Source organism: Achromobacter sp. T5-5 (assembly GCF_055397965.1).
In genome coordinates, this window is the sequence record NZ_AP027919.1 from 5,901,815 (window position 1) to 5,927,179 (window position 25,365).

The following is a 25,365-nucleotide window of genomic DNA, read 5'->3' on the forward strand; positions in this document are numbered from 1 at the left end:
AGGCGAACTATAACCGCGCCGCCCCGCTTAAGCCAGGATTGCCGCTTGCGATGACATGACATGCAACGTTCCATCGCGCAGAACATGGCGACGATGCACCGCGCCGTCGGGCAGGGCCGCGTGCGTCGCCAGCACCACGGTGCGTCCGCGCACCGCATGTTCAAGGTCGGCGAAGAACGCGGACTCGGCTGCGGCGTCCAGCCCCGCGGTCGGCTCGTCCAGCACGAGGATGGCGGCCGGCGCCAGCAGCGCCCTTGCCAGGCACAGCCGGCGCGCCTGTCCGGCCGACAGCTGCGAACCGGTTTCGCCCGCCCAGGTATCCAGGCCGTCAGGCAGGCCGCGCACGAAGTCGCCCAGCCTGGCCGCGTCCAGGGCGCGCCACAGCGTGGCATCGTCGGCATCCGGGTCGCCGATCAGCAGGTTGGTGCGCAGCGTGCCCAGGAACAGCGGCGAATCCTGCGACAGCAGGGCGATCCGTCGATGCCAGTCCGCCTGCGCGCATTCGCGCGCATCGCAGCCACCGAACCTGACCTGCCCGGCCTGCGGATCCTCGAGCCGCAGGATCAGATGCAGCAGCGTGGACTTGCCCGCGCCGCTGGCCCCCAGAATGGCCACGCGTTCGCCCGGCTCGATGCGCAGGCTGATGTCATGCAGCACGGGGGGTTTGTCGCCCGGCGTGCGCGCCGGGTAGGCAAAGCGCACACCGTCCAGTTCCAGCGCGCCGCGGGCGGGCAGCGGACGCGGCACGGCCGGATCCTGCATGTCGGGCAGGCACTGCGTGATCTCGCGGATGCGCGCGGCCGCCGACATCGCCGACCCCATGCGGGAAGCACCGCGCATGATGGGACCGGCCACCTCGAAGATGCCGATGACGGCCAGCAGCAGGCCGGCCAGGATCGGCCCCTCGATGCGGCCCGCCTCGTGCGCGGCCAGGCCGAACCACAGCAGCGCCAGCACCGCAATGCCCGCGCACACCTGCAGGAACCATTGCCCGCGCACCGCCACCCGCGCCTGGCTGCGCCGCGCCCGGGCGCTCGCCTCGCAAAGGCCATTGAAATGCGCCAGTGTCTGATCCTGCGCATGCATCGCCACCATGTCCGCATGGCCGTCCACGGCGTCCAGCGTGGCGGCGCGCAGCCCCGCCGCGCTCTCCTGCGCCGCCCCGCCCGGCTTGCGCGCCGCGCGCACCAGCCACAGGGGCACAAACACGCACGCCGTCAGCAGCGCCAACGCGAACACCAGCGCGGCGGCGGGCAGCCATTGCCCCAGCACGGCCGTCAGCACGGCGCCCGCGAGGACCGCCGTCGCCAGCGGCGCCAGCACGAACAGGAACACCGTGTCCAGCGCGTCGACGTCGTTCGTCATGCGGGCGACCAGGTCGCCGCTGCGATAGCGCGCGAGCTGGCGCGGTGTCAGCCGGATCAGCGCCGCGAACACCATGGCGCGCAGATCGGCCAAGAGGCGCAGCGTGGCCGAATGCCCGACCACCCGATCCGCATAGCGCGACACGATCCGCAGGAAGGAGAGCCCGCGCACCAGCGCCGAGGGCGCGAACAGATTGAAGACACTGCCGGCGCCGGCCAGGAACGCGCCCGTCAGGAACCAGCCCGACACCCCCAGCAGGCCCACGCCCGCGGCCACCGTGGCCAGCGCGCAGAACAATGCGAGCAAAAGCCCGCTTTTACGGCGCGCATACAGGGGCAGGAGCAGCAACAGGTTTTTCATGCGTCTTCCACAGCGCCGTGCGCAACGCGCGCCACCCGGCCAAACCGGGCGGCGACTGCCGGCGCGTGCGTGGCCAGCAGCAAGGTGCGGCCGGCGGCAAATTCCAGGATTTCGTCCAGGACGCGAGCCTGCGTGGCTTCGTCCAGGTGCGCGGTGGGCTCGTCCAGCAGGATCAGGCCAGGGTCGCGCAGGAACAGGCGGGCCAGCGCCACGCGCTGCGCCTGTCCGCCGGACAGGCCATGGCCGCGGCTGCCGAGCGGGGTGTCCAGCCCTTGCGGCAGGTCTTGCGCGAATTCAAGCACACAGGCGCGGCGCGCGGCGTCCTGCACCTGCAAGTCCGTGGCGCCGGGACGGCCCAAGCGGATGTTGTCGGCGATGGATCCGGCCAGCAGTTGGGGCCGCTGGCCGATCAGCGCCACGCGCTGGCGCAAGGCGCCTTCTTCCCACTGCGCCAGGGGCAGGCCGTCGATGCGGATATCGCCGCCGGCCGGCCGCAGGCGCGCGATGGCTTCGATGAGCGTGGTCTTGCCGGCGCCGCTGGGCCCCATCAACGCCACGTGCTCGCCCGGCGCCAGCGTGAATGCGGCGTCCGACAGCAACGCGTGGCCGCGGCCCGGCGCCTCGACGCGCAGGCCGGTCATGGCAAGGCCGGCGCCCTGGCTGGCGTGCACGGGCGCGGCGGTGGGCGCGGCCGCCTTGGCGGCCTCATCGCCGGCGTCCTGGGGCAGGCCGTCGAACAGCACGGCGATCTGCGTGACGGCGGCAAGCGCCGTCTGGCGGTCGTGATAATGGGCCGCGAACTGGCGCAGCGGCGCGTAGACCTCCGGCGCCATCAGCAGGCAGAACAGCCCGGCCTGCAAGGTCAGTGGCGACCAGCGCACGTCCAGGAATCCCAGGTAGGTCAGGCCGATGTAGACAGCAACGCCCGCCACGCCCAGGGCGGCAAAGAATTCCAGCACGGCCGACGACAGGAACGCGATGCGCAGCACCGACATCGTGCGCTGGCGCAGCGCATCGCTGGCGGCCACGACGGACTGGGCCTCGACCTGGGCGCGTCCATACAGTTTGAGCGTGGACAGCCCGCGCAGCCGGTCCGCGAAAAAGCCCGACAGGCGCGCGAAGGCGCGCAGGTGACGGCGGCTGGCGCCTTGCGCGCCCCACCCCACCAGCGCCATGAACAGCGGAATCAGCGGCGCCGTGATCAGCAGGACCAGGCCGGCGACGACATCCATGGGCAGCAGCACCACGGAGAACGCCACCGGCAGCATGGCGGCAGCGGCCATGGCGGGGAGATACTTGGCGAAGAAACCGTCCAGCGCCTCGACCTGGTCAACCACCGCGCTCGCCAGCTCGCCCGACGCCTTGCCCCGGCTCCAGTACGGTCCGCTGCGCACCAGCCGCTGGAACAGCGATTGGCGCACATGGCGCTTGATCCGTTCGGACGCTTCGGCGCCGGCGCGCTCGCCCGCCCAGGCGATGCAGGCGCGCAGCAGCATCAGCGCGGCAATGCCGAGGATGCCGCCCAGCAGTTCATGCCTCGGCACCTGGCCGACGATCGCCGAATCGAGCACGCTGGCCAGCAGCCATGCCTGGACGACCAGCAGGGCCCCGCCGACCAGCGGCGCGGCGCCGGCCAGGATCAGCGGAAAGCGCGCTGTCCTGGCCAGTCCCATCAGCCACCGCGACTGCTCGCGCGGCGGCTTCTGCAGGGACGCGGACGGATCGTGCTCGAGGCTGCTTGCGCCGCCGCTCACTCGTCGTCGCGGCTGGCACGCGGGTCATGCGTATGACCCTCGCGCAGCTCGAACCACATTGCATTGAGGATGGCGAATGCGCACGCCAGGCCCAGGCCGAGAATCCACGAGAAATACCACATGGTGGAGGCTCCTTTATCAGTACGAGTTGGGCGTGTCGCCCACCGAATCATGGGTGACCTTGCCGCGCATGACGCGATACACCCAGCCGGTGTAGACGGTCACGATGGGCAGGAAGACGGCGACGGCGATCACCATGATCCACAGCGTCAGGTGGCTGGAGGATCCGTCCCAGATCGTCAGGCCGGCCTTCGGATTGGTCGACGAGGGCATGATGAACGGAAACAGCGAGAAGCCCACCGTCAGGATCACGCCGGCGATCGAGGCCGACGACGACAGGAACGCCAGCACGTTGGCGCGCACGGTCAGCAGCAGGGCCGCAAGCACCGCGCCGGCCACGCCCAGGACGGGCGCGATCCACATCCACGGCCACTTCGCGTAGTTGGCCATCCAGGCGCCGGTCTGGACCGACACCGTCTTGAGCATGGGATCGGACGGCGCGGCCATGTCGACCGCGCTGGTGATCGCATGGCCCGGCACGCCGCCCGCCACCCAGAAGCCGCCGGCCACGAAGAGCGCGGCGGTCAGCAAGGCGCACAGGCGCCCCCAATTGCGGGCCCGCGACGAAACGGGATCGTCCGTGCGCCAGGCGAGCAGCACCGCGCCGTGCATCGCCAGCATGACCACGCTCAGCACGCCAGCGAGCAGCGCAAAGGGCATGAACAACTGGAAGAAGTGGCCTTCATAGACGGGGCGCAGGGTCAGCGCCTCGAATGTGAACGGCACGCCCAGGATGATGTTGCCCATGGCGACGCCGAACACCAGCGACGCCACCACGCCCGAGAAGCACAGCACGGCGTCCCAGCGGTTGCGCCAGCGGGTGCCTTCCATCTTGCTGCGGTACTTGAAGCCCACCGGCCGCAGGATCAGCGCAATGAGCACCAGCATCATCGCCAGGTAGAAGCCGGAGAACGACGCGGCATACAGCAAGGGCCAGGCGGCGAAGATGGCGCCGCCCGCGGTGATCAGCCAGACCTGGTTGCCTTCCCAGACCGGCCCCACCACGTTGATCACGATGCGGCGCTCGGCGTCGGTCTTGGCGACCACCGGCAGCAGCGCGGCCACGCCCAGGTCAAAGCCGTCCATGACGGCAAAGCCGATGAGCAAGGCGCCCAGCAGCACCCACCACACGACGCGCAGCGTGCCGTAGTCGATAGGAATAAGGGTATCCATTTGCGTCTCTCCCTTCAGGCGCGCACGGCGGCGTGGACAGGATCGGCGGCGGCGGCGCCAGGCGCCGGTCCGTCGGATTTGGGTCCGGCCTTGATGGCATGCAGCATCACCTTGACGCCGATGATCAGCAGCACGGTGTACAGCACCAGGAAGATCGACAGGCTGACCACCAGGTCGGTCATCGTGAGACCAGACGCCGCGTAGTAGGTCGGCAACACGCCTTCGATCACCCAGGGCTGGCGGCCATACTCGGCGACGAACCAGCCGCTTTCGATGGCGATCCAGGGCAGCGGCAGGCTCCACAGCGCCACCTTCAGCAGGCCGGGCCGGCTGTCCAGGCGGCCGCGCGAGGCGAGCCAGAACGCCACGCCGAAGAACAGGATCAGGTACATGCCCACCGCGACCATGATGCGGAACGCCCAGAACAGCGGCGCCACGGTCGGCACGGTATCGATGGCGGCCTGCTTGATGTCCGCCTCGGTGACCTTGCTGATGTCAGGCTGGTGGCGCTTGACGAGCAGCGCGTAGCCCAGGTCCGGCCAGGTCCGGTCGAACACCATGCGCGCATCGATGTCCTTGGGATTGGCGCGGATCTTCTGCAGGGCCTCGTAGGCAACGATGCCGTCGCGGATGCGATTCTCGGCGCGCAGGATCAGGTCATTGATGCCCAGGAGCGGCGTGGTCAGCGAACGGGTGCCGATGATGCCCATCACGTAGGGAATCTCGATGGCGAAGTCGTTGCGGCGTTCGGCCTGGTTCGGGATCGCGATCAGGTTGAAGGACGCGGGCGCGGGCTCGGTGTGCCACATGGATTCCATGGCCGCGATCTTCATCTTCTGGTGCTCGGTGGTGAGGTAGCCGCTTTCGTCGCCCAGCACGACCACCGACAGCGCGCCGGCCAGGCCGAAGCTGGCGGCCACCGCCATGGAGCGCTTGGCCAGGTCGATATGCCGGCCGCGCAGCAGATACCACGCGCTGATCGACATGACGAACATGGCGCCCGCCACATACCCGGCGCTGACCGTGTGCACGAACTTGGCCTGCGCGACGGGGTTGAAGATGACCGCGGCGAAATCGGTCATTTCCATCCGCATGGTGTCGGGATTGAAGACGGCGCCGACCGGGTTCTGCATCCAGCCGTTGGCGATCAGGATCCACAGCGCGGAGAAGTTGGTGCCGAAGGCCACCAGCCAGGTCACCACCAGGTGACTGACCTTGGACATGCGGTTCCAGCCAAAGAAAAACAGGCCGACGAAGGTGGCTTCCAGGAAGAACGCCATCAGCCCTTCGAGCGCCAGCGGCGCGCCGAAGATGTCGCCCACGTAGTGGCTGTAGTAGGACCAGTTCATGCCGAACTGGAACTCCATCACCACGCCGGTCGCCACGCCCAACGCGAAGTTGATGCCGAACAGCGTGCCCCAGAACATCGTCATCTTTTTCCAGATGGCGCGACCGGTCATGACATACACGCTTTCCATGATGGCCAGCATGAACGACAGGCCAAGCGTGAGGGGGACGAAGATGAAATGGTAGAGCGCGGTCGCGGCGAACTGGAACCGCGATAGGTTCACGACATCGAGATCAATCATGAGGCTGCTCCCAAAGCGTCGACGCGCTGCGGCAACCGGCATGGTTCCCAGGCCGTCTACCGCGCCATGTTAGGGGCGATGCATACAACTTCATAGGGGTTTCCTGAAAAATCGAGGGGTGGCGGGTCAGCCCTTGCCTCGCAATTTGCCGGCAAAGCCCAGCACCTTCTGCACCTTGGAACCAAGTTTCATCAGGCTTTGGAGGGTTTCTGGCGGCAGCCGTTGAACCTCGTCGAACCACCCGGTGGACAGTTCGATGAGCTCCAGCATTTCGGTCATTCGTTGTTGCGCGTAAGCCTCGTCCGGGCCGGACGGCGACTCCAGCAGGGTGTCGCGCAGCAGCGTGAGGGTGGGATCGACTTCGCGCTTGCGCTTTTCTTCCATCAGGATGCGGAAGATCTCCCAGACGTCCTTGGGAGTCTCGAAGTAGTCGCGGCGGTCGCCCACCTGGTGGATCAGTTTGACCAGGCGCCAGGATTGCAGCTCTTTCAATCCGAGGCTGACGTTCGAGCGCGAGAAGCCCAGGCCCTCGGCGATGTCGTCGGCGTTGAGCGGCTTGGGCGCCAGGAACAGCAGGGCGTAGATCTGGCCGACCGTGCGATTCACGCCCCAGCGGCTGCCCATTTCACCGAAGTGCAGGACAAAACGTTCGATCTGGGGGGAAAGCGCCATGAGGGTCAACCTGTAACACGATGAATCGCGAAACGACACATGCCGTTACGTTGATTTCAGGAATTTCTGAAATTATCGAACAAACGATGAGAAAGCGCAAACCACACTGCGCGTAGGGGCAAGCACGCAAGCGACGGCGATTCAGGCGGCAGGCAGCCCAAATTAGCCGTCGAACGTGACAGGCTTACAACACAATCCGGGGGGAACGGACGCAACAAAAACGCCACCGGCCGGCGGGCGGGTGGCGTTATCGCGGGATGAGGGCGGGCTTTTGCCCCCCTCCCGGCGGGTGCGGACTGGGGTTCAGCCGGCCTCGACGGTCACGGCGGCGGACACGCGCTTGGCCTTGGCGCGGGCGGCGGCGACGTCTTCGGCCACGGCCAGGCCCACGCCCATGCGGCGCTTGACGAAGGATTCGGGCTTGCCGAAGAGCCGGATGTCGGTGCCCGGCTCGGCCAGGGCTTCGGCCACGTTGTGGAACGAGACGGCGGCGGCCTCCACGCCCCCGTAGATGACGCTGCTGGCGCCCGGCTGGCGCAGGCTGGTATCCACCGGCAGCCCAAGCAGGGCGCGGGCGTGCAGCTCGAATTCGTTCTGCACCTGGGTGATCATGGTGACCATGCCGGTGTCGTGCGGACGGGGGCTGACCTCGGAGAACCAGACCTGGTCGCCGGCCACGAAGAGCTCCACGCCAAAAATGCCCAGCCCGCCCAGTTCGGACGTCACGGCCAGCGCGATTTCCCGGGCACGCTGGAGCGCCGCGGGCGACATGGGGTGCGGCTGCCAGCTTTCGACGTAATCGCCGTCGACCTGCTTGTGGCCGATGGGCTCGCAATAGCGGGTCTCGACCTGGCCGTCGGCGCCCCGGGCGCGCACGGTCAGGAGCGTGATTTCGTAGTCGAAGCGGATGAAGCCCTCGACGATGGCGCGGCCGCCCCCGACCCGGCCCCCTTCCTGGGCATAGCGCCAGGCGGACGCCACGTCGTCGGCGCTCTTGATGACGGACTGGCCCTTGCCCGAGGACGACATGACCGGCTTGATGACGCAGGGATAGCCGATGCCGCCTTCGGTGGCCTGGCGCAGTTCTTCCTCGGTATCCACGAAACGGTACGGCGAGGTCGGCAGGCCCAGGGTCTCGGCCGCCAGCCGGCGGATGCCCTCGCGGTTCATGGTGAGCTGGGCCGCGCGGGCGGTCGGGGTGACCCGCGCCACGCCGGCCGCTTCCAGTTCCACCAGCAGGCTGGTGGCAATGGCTTCGATTTCGGGGACAATAACGTGCGGCTGCTCCTGCTCGATGATCTGCCGCAGGGCCTGCGGGTCCGTCATCGAGACCACATGCGCCCGATGCGCCACCTGGTGGCCAGGGGCGTCGGCATACCGATCCACCGCAATGACCTCCACGCCCAGCCGCTGCAGGGCGATGATGACCTCTTTGCCCAATTCTCCGGAACCCAGCAACATGACGCGGGTAGCCAGGGGGGACAGTGGCGTGCCAAGGACGGGACTGGGAATGCTGGACATGGAGCGGGCCTGGAAAGAAAGTTTGAAAGCCGTTGAAAGACTCGCCAGCATGCCATACGCCCCTGGCCGGGGCAAACTAGCATACTGCGATTAAAATCCGCCCATGACCGACCATCCCACCCCATCGTCCGCCACCGCGCTGGCATCTGCGCGCAGAACGCTCCAAATTGAAAGCCAGGGCCTGCAGGACCTGTCCGCCAGGCTGGATGACAGCTTCACGCAGGTCGTGGACATGCTGCTCGCGTGCCGCGGCCGCGTGGTGGTGAGCGGCATCGGAAAAACGGGACACATCGCCCGCAAGATCGCCGCGACGCTGGCCTCCACGGGCACCCCGGCCTTCTTCGTGCACGCCGCCGAAGCCGTGCATGGCGACCTGGGCATGATCACCCGCGACGACGTGCTGATCGCGATTTCGTACTCCGGCTCGGGCGAGGAACTCCTTACCATCCTGCCGGTGGTGCGCCGCATGGGCGCCGGGCTGGTGGCGATCACCGGCAACCCGCAGTCCGAACTGGCGCGCCAGGCCGACATCCATCTGGACGCCAGCGTGGCCCAGGAGGCGTGCCCGCTGAACCTGGCGCCCACCGCAAGCACCACGGCCGCGCTCGCCCTGGGCGACGCCCTGGCCGTCGCCTGCCTGGAGGCGCGCGGTTTCGGGCCGCAGGATTTTGCCCGCTCGCACCCGGGCGGCGCGCTCGGCCGCCGTTTGCTCACCCACGTGCGCGACGTCATGCGCCAGGGCAATGCGCTGCCCATCGTCCTGGCCGGCACCCCGGTGTCGCAGGCGCTGGAAGTCATGTCGGCCAAGGGCATGGGCATGACGGTCGTGACCGACGCGCAGCACCATCCCCTGGGCATCTTCACCGACGGCGACCTGCGCCGTCTCATCGCGCGGCATGGCGACATCCGCAGCCTGACCGTCGAGTCGGGCATGACGCGCTCGCCGCGCAGCATCAATCCCGAGGCGCTGGCCGTCGAAGCCGCCCGGCAGATGGACGAACTACGGCTCAATCACATGCTGGTGATGGACAATGACGGCGCGCTGGTCGGCGCGTTGCACATGCATGATCTGATGGCCGCTAAAGTGGTATGACTATGAACCTCTCTGCTTCCGTGAATCACCCGGCCGAAGCGCTGGTGCTTGCCCGTATCCCCGCCATCGTGCGCGAACGCGCCGCGGCCGTGCGCCTGATGGTGTTCGACGTGGATGGCGTCCTGACCGACGGCAGCCTGTATTACGGCGAAGGCGGCGAACTGCAAAAACGTTTTCACGCGCTGGACGGCCACGGGATGCGGCTGCTGATGGAAAGCGGCCTGAAGGTGGCGCTGATCACGGGCCGCTCCGGCCCCATTGTCGCGCGGCGCGCGGCCGAACTCGGCATCGCCGAGGTCATGCAGGGGGTGCGCGACAAGGGAACCGCCCTGACCGAACTTGCGCAGCGTTCGGGTGTCCAACTGAATCAAACCGGCTACATGGGCGATGACATCATCGACCTGCCGGCCTTGCAGCGCGCGGGCTTTGCGGCCAGCGTGCCGAACGCCCCCGGCTACGTCAGCCAGGCAGCCCACTGGGTCTCGACCCTGCCGGGCGGAAGCGGGGCCGTTCGTGAATGCTGCGATCTCCTGCTGGCCTCGCAAGGACGCCTTGGCGCGTTCCTGGCCTCGCCCGGACTGCTGGGCCCCGGGGCCATCCAGTGATCGCACCCACCAGGACTACGCCTTCGCGGCGCACCCGATGAAAGAACGTTTTCCCTCCCTGATTGCGCTGTTCCTGCTGCTGGTGCTGGTCACCAGTTCGTGGTGGGCGGCCGATTACGCGCAACGGGCCATCCAGGTCGACCCGCCGCGCCGTGTCACCCATGAAATGGACTCCTGGTCGCGCAATTTCGTGATGCTGCGCACCGATCCCACGGGCAAGCCCATCAACCGCCTGGAAGGCGAGTACATGGAGCACTTCCCCGACGACGATTCGTATCACGTCACGACGCCGCGCGCCGTGGGCCAGCGCGAAACCAACCCGATCACCGTGGCCGTCTCCAAGACGGCCGTGATGGAGCAAGGCGGCAAGCGCATCGTCATGGACGGCGATGCCCATGTGCTGCGCCAGCCCGATGCCGAAAACGACATGCTGGACGTGCGCAGCCAGCAGCTCATCATCCTGCCCGATGACGACGTCGTCTATACCGACCTGCCGGCGGTGGTCCTGAAGGGCCGTTCACGGATGACGGGCACGGGCATGCACTACAACAACAAGACGCGCCAATTGCAGGTTTCGGCATCGACCGATGTGGAAATCGCCGGTTCGGAAGGCAGACAGCAGCGCCGCACCGAGATTCCAGCCAACAACACTGACCAGAAAAAACCATGACCGACCTCCGGACCCTCCTTGCCCCGACGACCCGCCTGATGGGCGCCGTGCTGTTGACGGCCGGCGCGCTTGCGCCCGCATACGCGGCGGAACCGAAGGCGGCCACGCCGGCCGAAGAGCCCAGCACGCTCATCCTGTCGGACACGCTGCACTACGACGACGTGAAGAAGCAAAGCGTCTTCACCGGCAACGTCAACATGACGCGCGGCCTGATGACGCTGACGTCCGACACGTTGCAGATGAACGAAGATGCGCAGGGCAACCAGTACGGCACGGCCACCGCCAACAAGGGCAAGGTGGTCACCATCCGCCAGGAACGGCCGGAGAACTTCGAGCTCATCGAAGGCAAGGGCTTGCGCGCCGAATACGACGGCACCAAAAGCACTTTCGACCTCATCGGCCAGGCGGTGGTGATCCGCTACGTCTGTGGGAAACCGTTCGATACCATTCGGGGCGAGCGGGTACGCTACAACGAGAAAAGCGGCACCTATGAAGCGCAGGGCGGTCCCAACTCCGCCGCGGCGGGCGGACGGGTGCGATCCCTGGCCGAACCTCGCGCCAAGCTGGACGCCGCCGTCGCCGAATGCCGCAAGCAGCAGGCAGCCAAGAAAGGGCGCTGAAGCGCTTCCCATGCAACACCAATCGCAGCCACGATGAACCAACCTTCAGTGCCGACCCCCGTGACCTCCGCCCCTTCGGGCGTCAAGCAGGGCAGCCTGCGCGCAACCGGACTGCGCAAGACCTATAACGGCCGCACCGTCGTGCAGGACGTGTCCCTGTCCGTGGTCAGCGGCGAAGTCGTCGGCCTGCTGGGTCCCAACGGCGCGGGCAAGACCACCAGTTTCTACATGATCGTGGGCCTGGTGCCGGCCGACGCCGGCCGGATCGAAATCGACGGCGCCGTCATCACCGCGATGCCGATCCACAAGCGCGCGCGCATGGGCCTTTCGTACCTGCCGCAGGACGCCTCGGTATTCCGCCGCCTGACGGTGGAACAGAACATCCGCGCGGTGCTCGAGCTGCAAGTCGGCCCCGATGGCCGCCCCCTGTCGACCGCAAAGATCAACGAGCAGATGGAGTCCCTGCTGGAAGAGCTGCAGATCGGGCACATCCGCAGCAACGCCGCGATCTCGCTGTCGGGCGGTGAACGACGCCGCGTGGAAATCGCGCGTGCCCTGGCCACCAGTCCGCGCTTCATCCTGCTGGACGAGCCCTTTGCCGGCGTGGACCCCATTGCTGTCATCGAGATCCAGCGCATCGTGCGCTTCCTCAAGGGCCGCGGCATCGGCGTGCTGATCACCGACCACAACGTGCGCGAAACGCTGGGCATCTGCGACCGCGCCTACATCATCAGCGAGGGCAAGGTGCTCACCGATGGACATCCCGAGGAAATCGTGGGCGATCCCGCGGTTCGCCGCGTGTACCTGGGCGAACACTTCCGTATGTAACCGCCCATGAAAGACCCCGTAACGCACGCCCGGCGCCCCGCAGAACCGGGGCCATACGCCCTAGGGGTTCAGCCATAAAAATGCCATGGTCTTGCGGTAGGTCAGCTTGTTTTATCGGCCCGAGTCTATACACTAGTACTAAACGAACCTGCTTATTGAAGGAGAACGCCTAACGACCTCACCGCGCCTTTTGCGCACCTTTTTTCCTCTTTCAGAAGGAGAGCACACTATGAACCTGAGCATCTGCGGTCGTCACCTCGACGTCACCCCGGCCATCCGGGAATATGTCATGAACAAACTGGCGCGAGTGCTGCGGCATTTCGATCACGTCATCGATACCCAGGTCATGCTCTCAGTAGAGCCCCTGCGGCATAGAGCCGAAATCACCATGCGCCTGAGCGGCAAGGACATTCATTGTGAAGCAACCGATGAAAACCTCTATGCGGCCATCGATCTTCTTGCCGACAAAGTCGACCGTCAGGTCATCAAGCACAAGGACAAGGTCAGAAGTCATTCAGCAGAGTCCGTGAAGCGGCAAGCGGCGAGCCTCTCGCCACCCCAGCAGTAACGCGCCTCACGACCGCTCACCTGAGCGATTAGCAGTACAGCGATCCAAGGATCCTGCCTAAGTCCCGGTGTCCCGCTCGACTTCGCGTCCAGCCGGGGCATCGGCAAACTCCCCCCCTGCATTACCCCCTCCCCCTTTTTTCGTTCCATCCCGCGTTCCTGCGTGCGCAGGCGGATCAGCGTTTTCCCTGGCTTTGCCGCGACGGGACCGCCGAGCGGCCCGGAATGCCCACAACGCCCCGCGATCGGTCTATGCTGTCGCTCTTGTGGCCCGGGCGTCGCGTCGTCCGACACGCCGGGCCGTTGATTGTTGCAGTGCGTCATATCACCCTATAATGACCCGATGAATCATTTGTCGCGCATCCTACCCGCCGGCAACGTCGTGCTCGATCTGCTCGCCACCAGCAAGAAGCGCGCGTTCGAACAGGCCGGCCTGCTTTTTGAAAACAACAATGGCCTGGCACGCGCGCTCGTGTTCGACAGCCTGTTCGCCCGCGAGCGCCTGGGGTCCACGGCGCTTGGCCAGGGCGTGGCCGTGCCGCACGGCCGCGTGAAAGGCCTGGAACAGGCGCTGGCGGCGTTCATCCGCCTGGCCCAGCCCATCACCTTCGACGCGCCCGACGGGCAACCCGTTTCGATGCTGTTGTGCCTCCTGGTGCCGGAAACGGCCACGCAGCAGCACCTGGACATCCTCGCCGAACTCGCCCAGCTCATGTCCAACAAGGCATTGCGCGAGGCGCTGGCCACCGAGCCCGATCCGGCGATCGTCCACAAGATGCTCACGACCGGCCAACTCTGATCCCACGCGAAAGTCGCTGCCATGCTCACGGTGCAGGAACTCGTCGACGACAACGCCGACAAAATCCCCTTCAACTGGATCTCGGGCCAGGGCGCGGCGGACCGCGCGATTCCCGATGACGGCATGGCGGCCGCCGACCTCGTCGGCCACCTGAACCTCATCCACCCGTCGCGCATCCAGGTGTTCGGCCAGGAAGAGCTGGCGTATTACACGCGCTTCGACCTGCGCCGTCGCATGCACCACATGGACGAGCTGCTGATCGGCGGCGTGCCCGCCATCCTGCTGGCCGACGGACTGACGCCGCCGCAAGACCTGGTCGACCAGTGCGATCAGCACCAGGTGCCGCTCCTGTCCACGCCGGTCGCCGCCGCGCAGCTCATCGACCTGCTGCGCATCTACCTCGGCAAGAAGCTGGCGCCCACCACCACGGTGCATGGCGTCTTCCTGGACGTGCTGGGACTGGGCGTGCTGATCACCGGCGAATCGGGCCTGGGCAAGAGCGAACTGGCCCTGGAACTGATCTCGCGCGGGCACGGCCTGGTTGCCGACGACGCGGTCGAGTTCTCGCGCACCGCCCCCAACATGATCGAAGGCCACTGTCCGCAACTGCTCCAGAACCTGCTGGAAGTCCGTGGCCTGGGCCTGCTCGACATCCGCACCATCTTTGGCGAAACGTCCGTGCGCCGCAAGATGCGGCTCAAGCTCATCGTGCACCTGGTGCGCGCCACCGCGCAGGACAAGTTCGAACGCCTGCCGCTGCAGGACATCACGCAGGACATGCTGGGTCTGCCCGTGCGCAAGGTGATGCTGCAGGTGGCCGCGGGCCGCAACCTGGCCGTGCTGGTCGAGGCCGCGGTGCGCAACACCATCCTGAAGCTGCGCGGCATCGACACGCTGGGCGAGTTCATGGAACGCCAGGCCATGGCGATCCTCCAAAGCAGCAAATGAGCCCGCGTCGTCGCCCTGCGGCATCGTGAGTCTTTACGAGACCCTGGCCGACGAGATCGCCACGTCGATCGCCAGCGGCGTGCTGCGCGCCGGCGACAGGCTGCCCTCGGTGCGCGATGCCTGTTCCGCGCGGGGCGTCAGTCCCTCCACGGTATTCCAGGCCTATTACCTGCTTGAAGCGCGCGGCCTCATCCGCGCCCAGCCGCGCTCGGGCTATTACGTCAACGCGCCGGCCGAATCGCTGCCGCCCGAACCCGGCGCCTCCTGTCCCGACGGCGAATCGACGGCGCTGGCCATCAGCGAACGGATCTTCGACATCCTGGGCTCGGTGCGCAACCGCGACGTCACGCCGCTGGGCTCCGCGTTCCCCTCCCCGCTGCTGTTTCCGCTGCCGCGCCTGGCGCACGCCATGGCCGCGCACCTGAAACGCCAGGATCCGCGCGACACCGTGGACGACCTGGCGCCTGGCAACCCGCGCCTGCGCCGGCAGATCGCGCTGCGCTATCTGATCGGCGGCATCAACCTGCCCGCCAGCGACATCGTGGTCACCAATGGCGCGCTCGAGGCGCTCAATCTCTGCCTGCAGGCGGTCACGCAGCCGGGCGACACCGTCATGGTCGAGGCGCCGACCTTCTACGGCGCGCTGCAGGCCCTGGAACGCCTCGGCCTCAAGGCGCTGGAAGTGCCCACGCATCCGCGAACCGGCATCGACCTGGACGCGATGCAGGCCGCCATCCTGCGCCATTCGCCGCGCGCCTGCTGGCTGATGACGCAATTCCAGAATCCGCTGGGTTGCCTGATGCCCGACGACAGGAAACGCCAGCTCGTCGAACTGCTCGCGCGGCACGACATCCCGCTGATCGAAGACGACGTCTACGGCGAACTGTATTTCGGCGCGGCGCGGCCCGTGCCCGCGAAGGCCTACGATACGCGCGGGCTGGTGCTGCATTGCTCGTCGTTCTCGAAATGCCTGGCGCCGGGCTACCGCATCGGCTGGGCCAGCGCGGGGCGCTACACGCAGCGCGTGCAACGCCTGAAGCTGTCGTCGACGCTGTCGGCGTCCGGTCCCGCGCAAGGCGCCATCGCCGAATACCTGGAACAGGGCGGCTACGACCGCCACCTGCGCCGGCTGCGCCAGACCCTGCAGGCGCAGCAGGAACGCATGGCCGACGCCATTGCGCAGGCCTTCCCCGCGGGCACGCGCGTGACGCGGCCGCAGGGCGGATTCTTTCTGTGGCTGGAGCTGCCCGCCGCCGTGGACGCGCTGGCGCTGCACCACCAGGCGCTGGCCCGCGGCATCAGCGTCGCGCCGGGCCCGATCTTCTCGGCCAGCGGACAGTTCGGCAGCGCGCTGCGCCTGAACTATGGGCATCCCTGGGACGCGGGCATCGACGCCGCGATCCGCACGCTGGGCGACCTGGCGCACGCGGCGTGCGCTAGTTCAAGGTCGACGCCGCCCGCGCGCGCTTGACGTCCAGGGCGCTCACCGCGCCCGCCTCATTGCCCCAGCTATTGCGGATGTAGGTCACCACCATCGCGATGTCGTCGTCGTTGAGCATCTGTCCGAACGGCGGCATGCCGTGGGGACGCGGGTTCGCGGCCGTGGCGGGCGCAAAGCCGCCGTCGAGCACCATGCGGATGGCGTTGACCGGCGAAGGCGCGGTGACCGTCGGATTGCCCGCCAGCGCTGGCCATGCCGTGCCGCTGCCCGTGCCATCCGGCTGGTGGCATTGCGCGCATTGCTGGCGATAGCGCTTGCCGCCCAGTTCCATCGCCGCGGGCGCCGCGCTGGCGGTCCGTGCCGTCGAGGCCGGTGGCGTGGCGGGCAACGATTTGAGGTACACGCCGATGGCCAGGGCGTCCTCATCGCTCAGATGCTGGGTGCTGCCCAGCACGACCTCCGCCATCGGCCCGCTGACGGTCGAATGCGCGGACATGCCGGTCTTGAGCAGCGTGGCGATATCCTGCGCCGTCCAGCGCCCCATGCCGGTCTGCATATCGTTCGTGAGCGGCGGCGCATACCAGTCCAGCACCGGGATCACGCCGCCCGCCAGCGCGTCGCCCGCGCGCGAGGCGCCCAGGCTGTTGCGCGGCGTGTGGCAGGCGGCGCAATGGCCCAGGCCGTCGACCAGGTAGCGACCGCGATTCCACTGGACCGACTGAACGGGATCGGGTTCTTGCACGCCGGGCTTGAAGTACAGCGCGCGCCAGGCGGCCAGCAGCACGCGCTGGTCGTAGGGGAAGTCCAGTTCGGCCGGCCGGCTGGCCTGTTTGACGGGCGTGACGCTGCGCAGATAGGCATACAGGGCGTCGGAATCGCTGCGCGTGACGCGCGTGTATTCGGTGTACGGAAACGCCGGATACAGCAGCGTGCCATCTTTGGATTTGCCGTTGTGCAGCGCCTGCCAGAAGTCGTCGGCCGACCAGGCGCCGATGCCCGTCTCGGGGTCCGGCGTGATGTTGGGGCCGTAGACCGTGCCGAACGGCGTGGGAATGGGCGTGCCGCCGGCATACACCTTGCCGCCGCGGCTGGTGTGGCAGGCCATGCAGTTGCCGGCCAGCGCCAGATAGCGGCCGCGCTCGATGAGGGCCGTGCCGTCGGCCGCCGCCGCGGCGGGGCCGGTGCTGCCGTCATCGCGCGTGCCCAGCCAGTACAGCCCGCCGGCCGCCGCGACGGCAGCCAGCAACAGGACGGCGAGGAGTCTTTTCATCAGCTTCATGTGCGCCCCCGTCTCAGCGCTGCGCCTGGCTGCCGCATTGCGCGGGAAGCCGGACCGAGTCCGCGGCGTCGGGCACGTAGGGCTCGACGACGGGTTGCGACGACAGCCACGCCGCCAGGGCGCCGATGTCGGTGGGGGTGAGCGTGCGGGAAATGTCGGCCATGCAGTCCGGCGACGCGGCGCGGCGCAGGCCGTTCTTCCAGCCGCCGATCTGCGCGCCGATATAGTCGCGCGGCAGTCCCAGCAGGCCGGGAATGGCTGGCAGCATGCCGCTCAGGGCCGCGCCGTGACAGGACGCGCAGGCGGGCAGGCCGCGCGCCGCGTCGCCATCCATGGCGAGCCGGCGGCCGGCCTCCAGCGTAGCGGCGGACACGTCCGCGCGCGCGGGCGCCGGATACGGCACGTGCTGCTCGGAAAAATAGGCGGCCATTTCGCGCAGGTAGTCGTCGGGCAGACCGGCCAGCAAATGCGTCATTGGCCGGTACTGCCGCCGCCCATCGCGGAAATTCAGGAGCTGGTGATAGAGATAGTCCTGCGGTTTGCCCGCCAGCCGCGGATAGTAGCCATCGGCCCCCGCCCTGCCCTGCGCGCCGTGACAGGCCGTACAGGCCGCGACGCGCGCCGCCATGGTGTCCGGCTGCAGGCTTGGCTGCGCGGCCTCCTGCGCCGACGCGGGCGTAGCCATAAAGACAACAAACGCGGCTGCCAGAGCCCGGTGGAACGCCCAAAACCGCGGCAGTGAAACACGACGAGAGGAAATGAGGGCTAACATCTAGGTCGAATTCCAATCCCCGAATCGTGACGGCGGGGCGCGTAAAGTAGAACTGCGGTGGAACTGCGGTGGAACTGCTGAATCTCCGGCCCCAAGCTTACGTCAGGGCGCGCGGGGGGCAACAGGCGCAGATCTCGAGTTTATGGCCATATCAGATGCTATCCCGCCGGCATCGTCCTGGAAAAGCGTGCCACAATCATGTCCATGTTGAAAGTCGTCCTCGTCACCGGCATTTCCGGCTCCGGCAAATCCGTCGCGCTGCGCATGCTCGAAGACGCCAGCTACACCTGTGTCGACAACCTTCCCGTCCGCTTCCTGACCGAATTCATTGCCCAGGCGCGTGACGACGGCATGGAACGCGTGGCAGTCGCCATCGACGTGCGCTCTCCGGGCGAGCTGGCCGAACTGCCCGACGTGGTCACCGCGCTGCGCGCCATGGGCACCAGCCTGCGCGTGGTCTTCCTGGATGCCAACACGGCCACGCTGGTGCAGCGCTATTCGGAATCGCGCCGCCGCCATCCGCTGACCGACCGCCTGCAGCGCGGCGGGACAGCCCCGTCGCTGACCGAGTGCATCGCCCTCGAAAGAGAACTGCTGGCGCCGCTGCGCGAACAGGAACACGTCATCGACACGTCGGACCTGACGCCCGGCCAGCTCCGCGCCTGGATACGCGACCTGATCAAGGCCGACCGCGCGCCGCTGGTGCTGACGTTCGAATCGTTCGCCTACAAGCGCGGCGTGCCGGGCGACGCGGACCTGGTGTTCGACGTGCGCTGCCTGCCCAACCCCCACTATGACCGCAACCTGCGTCCGCTGACGGGCCGCGACGAACCCGTGGCCACGTGGCTGGCCGGGTACGCGCAGGTGGGCCAGATGATCGACGACATCGCCGGCTTCCTGAACCGCTGGCTGCCCATGTATACCCAGGACACCCGCAACTACCTGACCGTGGCCATCGGCTGCACCGGCGGCCAGCACCGCTCGGTCTACGTGGTGGAGCAACTGGCGCAGCGCTTCGCCGACCACGATCCCCTGCTGGTGCGCCACCGCACCCAACTGCCCGACGAATCCGCATGACGCTTTCCCGCCCCCTGCATCTGATTTTCGTGCTGCTGCTGGCCATCGCCGTGGCAGGCTGCTCCACCAGCGGCGGGCGCAAGAAGGGCGGGTACTACAAGGACGACGGTCCCGACGCCAACCCGCCGTCCAACCTGGACCAGATCCCGGACGCGGTGCCCAAACTGGAGCCCTACGCCAGCGGCGCCAACCGGCCCTACGTCGTGTTCGGCCAGCGCTACGTGCCGGACACCAGCGGACAGCCCTACAAGAAGCGCGGCATCGCCTCGTGGTACGGCAAGAAATTCCACGGCAACTCCACGTCGATCGGCGAGACCTACGACATGTACGCCATGACCGCCGCGCACACCACGTTGCCGATCCCCAGCTACGCGCGCGTGACCAGCCTGGTCAACGGCAAGACGATCATCGTGCGGGTGAACGATCGCGGCCCCTTCCACAGCGACCGCATCATGGATCTTTCCTACGTCGCGGCCTATAAGCTGGGCATCATCGGCCCGGGCAGCGGCCAGGTGATCGTGGAAGCCATCCAGGCCGACGAGATCCGCCGCCTTGCCTCGCAAGGCACGCCGGCCGCGTCCGCGCCGGAACCGGCGTCCGCGACGGGCTCGACGCCCGTGCTGGCCCCCGTGGCCGCGACGCCCGTCGCGCTGACGCCCACGCCGCTGACGCCCGCGGCGCCCGGCCCCGCCCCGATGCGTCCGGCGCCGGGTATCGCCAGCGGCAGCGTCTACCTGCAGGTGGGCGCGTTCAGCCAGCCGGCCAATGCGCAGTCGCTCGTCAGCCGCATCAATACCCAGCTGGGGGCCGAAGGCGCGCCGCCGGCATCCGTCGAACAGGCCAACAATCTATACCGCGTGCGGATCGGCCCGTACCCCGACCGCCAGAGCGCGCTGAATGCGGTGCCGCTCGTGTCGGACCGCATCGGCATCCTGCCGACCATCGCGTCGCAATGAACGGCTAAGGCGCTACCAGGGCAGTTCGGCCTGCCCGTCGCACACCCGGCGGGCGCGCGGGCTGCGGCTAAGGTAGCGATTGCCTTCGTGCGCCAGCAGCGCCTGCTTGCGCGGCAGCCCGCCGCCAAAGCCGGTCAGCGACGTGTCCGCGCCGATCACGCGGTGGCAGGGAATGATGATGCTGATTGGATTGCGGCCCACGGCGCCGCCCACCGCCTGCGCGCCCTTGGGCCGGTTCACCACGCGAGCCAGCTCGCCATAGCTGGTGAGCGTGCCGAAGTCCAGCGCGCACAGCGCACGCCAGACCTCGTGCTGGAACGGCGTGCCCACCGGGTCGAGCGCCACGTCGAACGCACGGCGCCCGCCGGCAAACCACGCGTCCAACTCGCGCCGCGCCTGCTCCAGGATGGGATCGCGGTCCGTCAGCGTCCAGTCTTGCGGCGGCGGCAGCAGCGCCTGATCGATGAACCACGCGCCGCGCAGCCCCGCCGGGCTGGCCACCAGGCGCATCTCGCCCAGCGGCGTGGAGATGTCGCGGTAGGTCAGGGGCGCCTGCGGATCGGCCGGCTTGCGGGCCACGACGGTCGAATACGCCATGGCTCAGTCCTGCGCCTTCTTGCGCGACAGCGCCCGGTTGTACAGCACGTCGCGCGGCTGGCCGGTGACCTTGGCCGCGACGCGCGCGGCATCGCGCACCGACAGCGATTCCAATAACGCATCGAGCAGCACGTCGTGGGCCGGATCCGCCTCGTCGTCCGGCGCCTCCTGGACTTCGGCATGGACGATCAGCACGAATTCACCCTGTTCGCGGTGCGCATCCGCGGCCAGCCAGGCCGCCGCCTCGCCCAGCTTGACGGTGGCGATCTCTTCGAAGCGCTTGGTCAGCTCGCGCGCCACCGTGAGCTCGCGATCCGGCCCGCAGACCGCGAGCAGGTCGGCAAAAGCAGCCGCCAGCCGGTGAGGCGACTCGAACATCACGACGGGCGCGGGCAAGGCGCACCACTGGCGCAGCCAACGCTGCCGGGCCACCGCCTTGGACGGCGCAAACCCCGCGAAGGCGTAGGCGGGGTTCTCGTCCGTCGTCACGCCGCTGCCCATCAGGGCCGCGATCACGGCGCTGGGGCCGGGCACCGGCACCACCGCGTAGCCGGCGGCGCGCACCGCGCGGACCACGCGCGCGCCAGGATCGCTGACCGCGGGCGCGCCGGCATCGGACACCAGGGCCACGCGCTGGCCTTGTGCCAGGCGCTCGCAGATGGCCTGCGCCGCCGCGGCCTCGTTGTGCCGATGGGCGGCCATGAGCGGCGTGCCGACGCCCCAGGCGTCCAGCAGGGTGCGGCTGGCGCGCGTGTCTTCGGCAGCGATCACGTCGGCCCGCTGCAAGGCGTGCCACGCGCGCAGGCCCAGGTCGCCCAGGTTGCCGATGGGCGTGGCCACCACGTACAGCGTCGAGGCGGGCCAATGCTGCCCCGCCACGCGTTCGGCAACGCGGGACCAGGCATCGCCGGCCATGGGGGGTGAGACGTTTTGATTCATTGCAGCCTGCTGACACGGAGAAACCATGTCAGTGTAGCCGCCTACGCCCGCTGCCTTTTGGACTCCCATGACGGACGACACCCTGCGCCTGGCCTGCGAACTCGCCCTTGCCGCCCGCCGCCGCGCCGCACAGCGCCGGCGACGGACCAGCCGCGCGGCCGCCGACCGGCCGCCCCCGCGCCGCTCGCCCACGCAGCGCCGCGGCGACCTTCACGAGGCCGCCGCGCTGCGCCTGTTGCAGGAACATGGACTGGCCCTGCTGGCGCGCAACCTGGCGTGCCGCGCCGGCGAGATCGATCTGGCCATGCGCGAGGGCGATACCCTCGTCTTCGTCGAGGTCCGGGCGCGCGCCCGCAGCCGCTTCGGCGACGCCGCCGCCAGCATCGGACGCGACAAGCAGGCCCGGCTCGCCCGGACGGCGGCGCATTGGCTCCCCGAACTGGCCCGGCGGCACTGGCAGGGCGCGCTCCCGGCCGCGCGCTTCGATGCCGTGGTCTTCGACGACGGCCGGCCGACCTGGTTGCGCGGCGCGTTCTGGGTACCGTGAGGTGTCGTGACGGGTCGTGACGTGTTCAGACGTGCCGGAATCCGCCGCGATGCCGCCCGGATCCGCCCGGCCTGCCATCGCCGCGCGAAGACAGAACGGCGGCCTTGCCCCGTGAGATAATCGCGGCCATGGATATGACCTCTCGTATGACGTCGCACTTTCGCGACGCCATGGCCGCTCACGAACAAAGCATGAACGTCCTGGCCGAACCGCTGGCCGTGGCGGTGGACGTGCTGTTCGGCGCCCTGGCGAACAACGGCAAGATTCTGGCTTGCGGCAATGGCGGCTCGGCCGCCGACGCGCAGCATTTCATCGCGGAACTGGTGGGCCGCTTCGAACGCGAACGCCTGCCGCTCGCGGGCATCGCGCTTAACACCGATACCTCGATCCTCACGGCGGTCGGCAATGACTACGGCTTCGACGAGGTCTTCGAACGGCAGGTCAACGCCTTCGGCCAGGCCGGCGACGTGCTCGTGGCCATCTCCACCAGCGGCAATTCGCCCAATGTGGTCCGCGCCATGGAAGCCGCCAGCGCGCGCGAAATGCATGTCCTGGCCCTGACGGGCAAGGGTGGCGGCGTCATGGGGGAACTCATTACCCCGATGGACGTCCATCTATGTGTTCCCAGCGATCGCACCATGCGCATCCAGGAAGTCCATATTCTGCTGCTGCACGCGCTGTGCGACGGCATCGACGCTCTTCTGCTTGGAGACACCGAATGATTCTTGACGCCAGACCCGCAGTCCGCCCGCTGATGCTCGCCGCCGCGCTGTCCACCGCGGCGCTGTCGCTGTCGGCCTGCGCGCCTTTGATCGTGGGCGGCGCCGCCGCCACCACGGCGGTCGTGGTGACCGACCGCCGCACGTCCGGCGTCCAGCTCGAAGACCAGAACATGGCGTTCAAGGCGCAGAACCAGATCTCCCAGAAACTGGGCGAGACGGCGCGTGTCAATGCCATGGCCTACGGCGGCCATCTGCTCCTGACCGGCGACGTGCCCACCGAAGAAGCCAAGAACCAGGCCACGGCCATCGCCCAGAGCGTGGAAAACGTGAAGCAGGTCATCAACCAGCTTTACGTCGGCCCGATCGCCTCGTTTGGCGTGCGCTCCAACGACACCTGGCTGACCTCCAAGGTCAAGACCGCCCTCCTCAACACCAAGTATGTGCCCTCGGGCACCATCGCCGTCACGACCGACCGCAGCGTCGTCTACCTGATGGGCAAGGTCACGCAGACCGAGGGCGAATACGCCGCCAACGCCACCGCGGATGTCAGCGGCGTGGCCAAGGTGGTCAAACTCTTTGAAACCATCAGCCGCGAAGAAGCCATCCGCCTGTCGGGCAGCGGCACCAAACCCACCACCACGGAAACCAAGGCGCCCATCGAAAGCGGCGCCGGCGCGGGCGGCGACGCCCCGACCGGCACCGGCAGCGGCGTCGAGGCGATGCCCATCAAATGAAAAAAGCCATCGTAGCCCTCGCAGTCCTCGTGGCCGTCGGCATCGGCGCCTGGTTCGTACTGCGTCCGGCCCAGACCGCCCCCGACGTCACCTTCACCACCCTGGAAGGCAAGACTTTCTCGATGCAGGACCTGCGCGGCAAGGTCGTGCTGGTCAAGTTCTGGGCAACCAGCTGCGTCACCTGCGTCAAGCAGATGCCCGACACCATCTCGGCCTACAACGAGTACGCCGGCAAGGGCTACGAAGCCATCGCGGTCGCCATGAACTACGACCCGCCCAACTTCGTGCTGAACTTCGCCGAAACGCGCAAGCTGCCCTTCCCCGTCGCCCTGGACACCAAGGGCGACATCGCCCGCGCCTTCGGCGACATCCGCCTCACGCCCACGGCGTTCCTCATCGACAAAGAGGGGCACATCATCAAGCGCTATCTCGGCGAATACGACAAGGCGGAATTCCACGCCACCGTCGAAAAGGCGCTGGCCGCCGGCTGAACCGGCCAGGCCAACCGCCTCGAACAACCGCCCGGCAGTTCACAGGGCGGTTTTTTTTGCGCCCGGCCGCGGGCGGCAGGCAAGCCGCCCGCGGCCCGTGCCTCAGAAGGCCGGAACGACCGCGCCCTTGTACTTTTCCTGGATGAACGTCTTGACTTCCGGCGAGTGCAGCGCCTGGACCAGCTTCTTGATCCCCGGCGCGTCCTTGTTGTCGCTGCGGGTCACGAGGACGTTGGCATAGGGCGAATCGGCGCCTTCGATGAAGAGCGCGTCCTTGGTCGGCACCAGGCCGGCTTCCAGCGCATAGTTGGTGTTGATCAGCGCCAGGTCCACGTCGTCGAGCGCGCGCGGCAGCATGGCGGCTTCCAGTTCGCGGAACTTCAGCTTCTTGGGATTTTCAACGACGTCCGCGGCGGTCGCCAGGATGTTGGACGGGTCCTTGAGCTTGAGCAGGCCCTGCTTCTGCATCAGGACCAGCGCCCGGCCGCCGTTGGACGGGTCGTTGGGAATGGCCACCGTCGCGCCATCCTTGAGCTCGGACAGGCTCTTGATCTTCTTGGAGTAGCCGCCGAAGGGCTCGACGTGGACCAGCGCCACCGGCACCAGCGTGGCCTTGCGGTCCTTGTTGAAGGTCTCCAGGTACGGCTTGTGCTGGAAGAAGTTGGCGTCGAGCTGCTTGTCCGCCAGTTGCAGGTTGGGCTGCACGTAGTCGCTGAACACCTTGATGTCGAGCTCCACGCCTTGCTTGGCCAGCCCGGGCTTGACCACTTCCAGGATCTCGGCGTGGGGCACCTGCGTGGCGCCCACCACCACTTTCTCGGCGTGGGCCGCGTTGGCGGCGGCCAGCACCACCGACGCCGCCAGGACGGAACGGACGAAGTTCAAACGCATGTCTTGCCTCTTTTATGGGTAAAAAACGGGGATCGATGCCCCGCGGGGTCGTGCGGGCCCCCTTTTGCGGGGCGCGCCGTTGTGAAAACGCCCCCAATTTACCTGAATGCCTGTTATTTGTCGGGCATATGGACATGGGTTTGCAGCATAAGAAACCTGTGGGGACTACAATCCGTCGTATGCTTGCGCCAGCGCGTCCCAACCGCGATTTTGTGCAGGCATTTTTTTAACGCCC

Annotated in this window: 27 protein-coding genes; 15 read left to right on the forward strand and 12 right to left on the reverse strand. The window is 67.7% G+C overall.

The features are described from left to right. Window positions 1–27: 27 nt before the first annotated feature. The 7 genes from cydC to purT all read right to left on the reverse strand — a co-directional run bounded on the left by cydC (window position 28) and on the right by purT (window position 8,554). Window positions 28–1,725 carry a thiol reductant ABC exporter subunit CydC gene (cydC, locus tag ACZ50Q_RS26670; RefSeq protein WP_464080021.1) on the reverse strand — a complete coding sequence of 566 codons (1,698 nt, stop codon included), beginning with the start codon at window positions 1,723–1,725 and terminating at the stop codon, window positions 28–30. Next, entirely contained in the window at window positions 1,722–3,479 is a 1,758-nt protein-coding gene (cydD, locus tag ACZ50Q_RS26675) for a thiol reductant ABC exporter subunit CydD (RefSeq protein WP_464080022.1), read from the reverse strand. Before cydD ends, cydC begins: the two co-directional genes overlap by 4 nt. Continuing rightward, window positions 3,476–3,601: a cytochrome bd-I oxidase subunit CydX gene (gene cydX, locus ACZ50Q_RS26680; RefSeq protein WP_043546919.1), complete on the reverse strand. Its 126-nt coding sequence runs from the start codon at window positions 3,599–3,601 to the stop codon at window positions 3,476–3,478. The genes cydD and cydX overlap by 4 nt, the downstream gene beginning before the upstream one ends. A gap of 16 nt (window positions 3,602–3,617) precedes the next feature. Then, a complete protein-coding gene (gene cydB, locus ACZ50Q_RS26685; protein WP_076518533.1) occupies window positions 3,618–4,772 on the reverse strand; it encodes a cytochrome d ubiquinol oxidase subunit II in 1,155 nt (384 codons plus the stop codon). A gap of 14 nt (window positions 4,773–4,786) precedes the next feature. Beyond that, window positions 4,787–6,361 carry a cytochrome ubiquinol oxidase subunit I gene (locus tag ACZ50Q_RS26690; protein ID WP_076518532.1) on the reverse strand — a complete coding sequence of 525 codons (1,575 nt, stop codon included), beginning with the start codon at window positions 6,359–6,361 and terminating at the stop codon, window positions 4,787–4,789. A gap of 126 nt (window positions 6,362–6,487) precedes the next feature. Then, a complete protein-coding gene (locus ACZ50Q_RS26695; protein ID WP_092579547.1) occupies window positions 6,488–7,033 on the reverse strand; it encodes a GbsR/MarR family transcriptional regulator in 546 nt (181 codons plus the stop codon). Window positions 7,034–7,336: 303 nt separating this feature from the next. Next, window positions 7,337–8,554, reverse strand: coding sequence for a formate-dependent phosphoribosylglycinamide formyltransferase (purT, locus tag ACZ50Q_RS26700; RefSeq protein WP_464080023.1), 1,218 nt, complete (start codon window positions 8,552–8,554; stop codon window positions 7,337–7,339). 103 nt (window positions 8,555–8,657) lie between these two features. Here purT and ACZ50Q_RS26705 point away from each other — a divergent pair, with 103 nt between their 5' ends. The 9 genes from ACZ50Q_RS26705 (at window position 8,658) to ACZ50Q_RS26745 (ending at window position 16,155) form a co-directional block, all read left to right on the forward strand. Then, window positions 8,658–9,647: a KpsF/GutQ family sugar-phosphate isomerase gene (locus ACZ50Q_RS26705; protein WP_092579237.1), complete on the forward strand. Its 990-nt coding sequence runs from the start codon at window positions 8,658–8,660 to the stop codon at window positions 9,645–9,647. Beyond that, window positions 9,644–10,252, forward strand: a complete 609-nt coding sequence (locus ACZ50Q_RS26710; protein ID WP_083714241.1) for a KdsC family phosphatase — start codon at window positions 9,644–9,646, stop codon at window positions 10,250–10,252. Before ACZ50Q_RS26705 ends, ACZ50Q_RS26710 begins: the two co-directional genes overlap by 4 nt. 37 nt (window positions 10,253–10,289) lie before the next feature. Then, window positions 10,290–10,922, forward strand: a complete 633-nt coding sequence (gene lptC / locus ACZ50Q_RS26715) for an LPS export ABC transporter periplasmic protein LptC (protein ID WP_076518527.1) — start codon at window positions 10,290–10,292, stop codon at window positions 10,920–10,922. Beyond that, complete coding sequence (gene lptA / locus ACZ50Q_RS26720) at window positions 10,919–11,542, forward strand: lipopolysaccharide transport periplasmic protein LptA (protein ID WP_076518526.1); 624 nt, start codon at window positions 10,919–10,921, stop codon at window positions 11,540–11,542. Before lptC ends, lptA begins: the two co-directional genes overlap by 4 nt. 33 nt (window positions 11,543–11,575) lie before the next feature. Beyond that, on the forward strand, window positions 11,576–12,370 hold the full coding sequence (gene lptB / locus ACZ50Q_RS26725; protein WP_076518525.1) for an LPS export ABC transporter ATP-binding protein: 795 nt from the start codon (window positions 11,576–11,578) through the stop codon (window positions 12,368–12,370). A gap of 229 nt (window positions 12,371–12,599) precedes the next feature. After that, complete coding sequence (gene hpf / locus ACZ50Q_RS26730) at window positions 12,600–12,938, forward strand: ribosome hibernation-promoting factor, HPF/YfiA family (protein ID WP_006216296.1); 339 nt, start codon at window positions 12,600–12,602, stop codon at window positions 12,936–12,938. Window positions 12,939–13,280: 342 nt separating this feature from the next. Then, the gene (locus ACZ50Q_RS26735; protein ID WP_076518524.1) at window positions 13,281–13,736 is read left to right on the forward strand and encodes a PTS sugar transporter subunit IIA; all 456 of its coding nucleotides are present in this window, start codon (window positions 13,281–13,283) and stop codon (window positions 13,734–13,736) included. A gap of 21 nt (window positions 13,737–13,757) precedes the next feature. Continuing rightward, a complete protein-coding gene (gene hprK, locus ACZ50Q_RS26740) occupies window positions 13,758–14,684 on the forward strand; it encodes an HPr(Ser) kinase/phosphatase (RefSeq protein WP_006216298.1) in 927 nt (308 codons plus the stop codon). A gap of 25 nt (window positions 14,685–14,709) precedes the next feature. Continuing rightward, complete coding sequence (locus ACZ50Q_RS26745; protein WP_464080024.1) at window positions 14,710–16,155, forward strand: aminotransferase-like domain-containing protein; 1,446 nt, start codon at window positions 14,710–14,712, stop codon at window positions 16,153–16,155. On the opposite strand, the gene ACZ50Q_RS26750 is transcribed toward ACZ50Q_RS26745, so the two are convergent. Together ACZ50Q_RS26750 and ACZ50Q_RS26755 are read right to left on the reverse strand one after the other, a co-directional pair. Next, window positions 16,121–17,404, reverse strand: coding sequence for a c-type cytochrome (locus ACZ50Q_RS26750; RefSeq protein ID WP_464080025.1), 1,284 nt, complete (start codon window positions 17,402–17,404; stop codon window positions 16,121–16,123). The genes ACZ50Q_RS26745 and ACZ50Q_RS26750 overlap by 35 nt on opposite strands. Before the next feature lie 13 nt (window positions 17,405–17,417). After that, entirely contained in the window at window positions 17,418–18,176 is a 759-nt protein-coding gene (locus ACZ50Q_RS26755; RefSeq protein ID WP_464080026.1) for a c-type cytochrome, read from the reverse strand. Between the two features lie 204 nt (window positions 18,177–18,380). Here ACZ50Q_RS26755 and rapZ point away from each other — a divergent pair, with 204 nt between their 5' ends. Together rapZ and ACZ50Q_RS26765 are read left to right on the forward strand one after the other, a co-directional pair. Beyond that, window positions 18,381–19,253, forward strand: a complete 873-nt coding sequence (gene rapZ, locus ACZ50Q_RS26760; protein ID WP_076521905.1) for an RNase adapter RapZ — start codon at window positions 18,381–18,383, stop codon at window positions 19,251–19,253. Next, window positions 19,250–20,209, forward strand: a complete 960-nt coding sequence (locus ACZ50Q_RS26765; RefSeq protein ID WP_464080027.1) for a septal ring lytic transglycosylase RlpA family protein — start codon at window positions 19,250–19,252, stop codon at window positions 20,207–20,209. Before rapZ ends, ACZ50Q_RS26765 begins: the two co-directional genes overlap by 4 nt. A gap of 12 nt (window positions 20,210–20,221) precedes the next feature. On the opposite strand, the gene ACZ50Q_RS26770 is transcribed toward ACZ50Q_RS26765, so the two are convergent. Then, window positions 20,222–20,806: a methylated-DNA--[protein]-cysteine S-methyltransferase gene (locus ACZ50Q_RS26770; protein WP_464080028.1), complete on the reverse strand. Its 585-nt coding sequence runs from the start codon at window positions 20,804–20,806 to the stop codon at window positions 20,222–20,224. Between the two features lie 3 nt (window positions 20,807–20,809). Next, on the reverse strand, window positions 20,810–21,745 hold the full coding sequence (gene rsmI, locus ACZ50Q_RS26775; RefSeq protein WP_464080029.1) for a 16S rRNA (cytidine(1402)-2'-O)-methyltransferase: 936 nt from the start codon (window positions 21,743–21,745) through the stop codon (window positions 20,810–20,812). Between the two features lie 67 nt (window positions 21,746–21,812). On the opposite strand from rsmI, the gene ACZ50Q_RS26780 reads away from it, so the two are divergent. The 4 genes from ACZ50Q_RS26780 (at window position 21,813) to ACZ50Q_RS26795 (ending at window position 24,239) form a co-directional block, all read left to right on the forward strand. Then, window positions 21,813–22,292: a YraN family protein gene (locus ACZ50Q_RS26780; RefSeq protein ID WP_464080030.1), complete on the forward strand. Its 480-nt coding sequence runs from the start codon at window positions 21,813–21,815 to the stop codon at window positions 22,290–22,292. 128 nt (window positions 22,293–22,420) lie between these two features. Beyond that, window positions 22,421–23,014, forward strand: coding sequence for a phosphoheptose isomerase (locus ACZ50Q_RS26785; RefSeq protein ID WP_056319572.1), 594 nt, complete (start codon window positions 22,421–22,423; stop codon window positions 23,012–23,014). Then, a complete protein-coding gene (locus ACZ50Q_RS26790) occupies window positions 23,011–23,748 on the forward strand; it encodes a BON domain-containing protein (RefSeq protein ID WP_464080031.1) in 738 nt (245 codons plus the stop codon). The genes ACZ50Q_RS26785 and ACZ50Q_RS26790 overlap by 4 nt, the downstream gene beginning before the upstream one ends. Further along, window positions 23,745–24,239, forward strand: a complete 495-nt coding sequence (locus tag ACZ50Q_RS26795; protein ID WP_092579251.1) for a peroxiredoxin family protein — start codon at window positions 23,745–23,747, stop codon at window positions 24,237–24,239. Before ACZ50Q_RS26790 ends, ACZ50Q_RS26795 begins: the two co-directional genes overlap by 4 nt. 102 nt (window positions 24,240–24,341) lie before the next feature. On the opposite strand, the gene ACZ50Q_RS26800 is transcribed toward ACZ50Q_RS26795, so the two are convergent. Then, window positions 24,342–25,130: a MetQ/NlpA family ABC transporter substrate-binding protein gene (locus ACZ50Q_RS26800; RefSeq protein ID WP_092579253.1), complete on the reverse strand. Its 789-nt coding sequence runs from the start codon at window positions 25,128–25,130 to the stop codon at window positions 24,342–24,344. Window positions 25,131–25,365 lie beyond the last annotated feature (235 nt).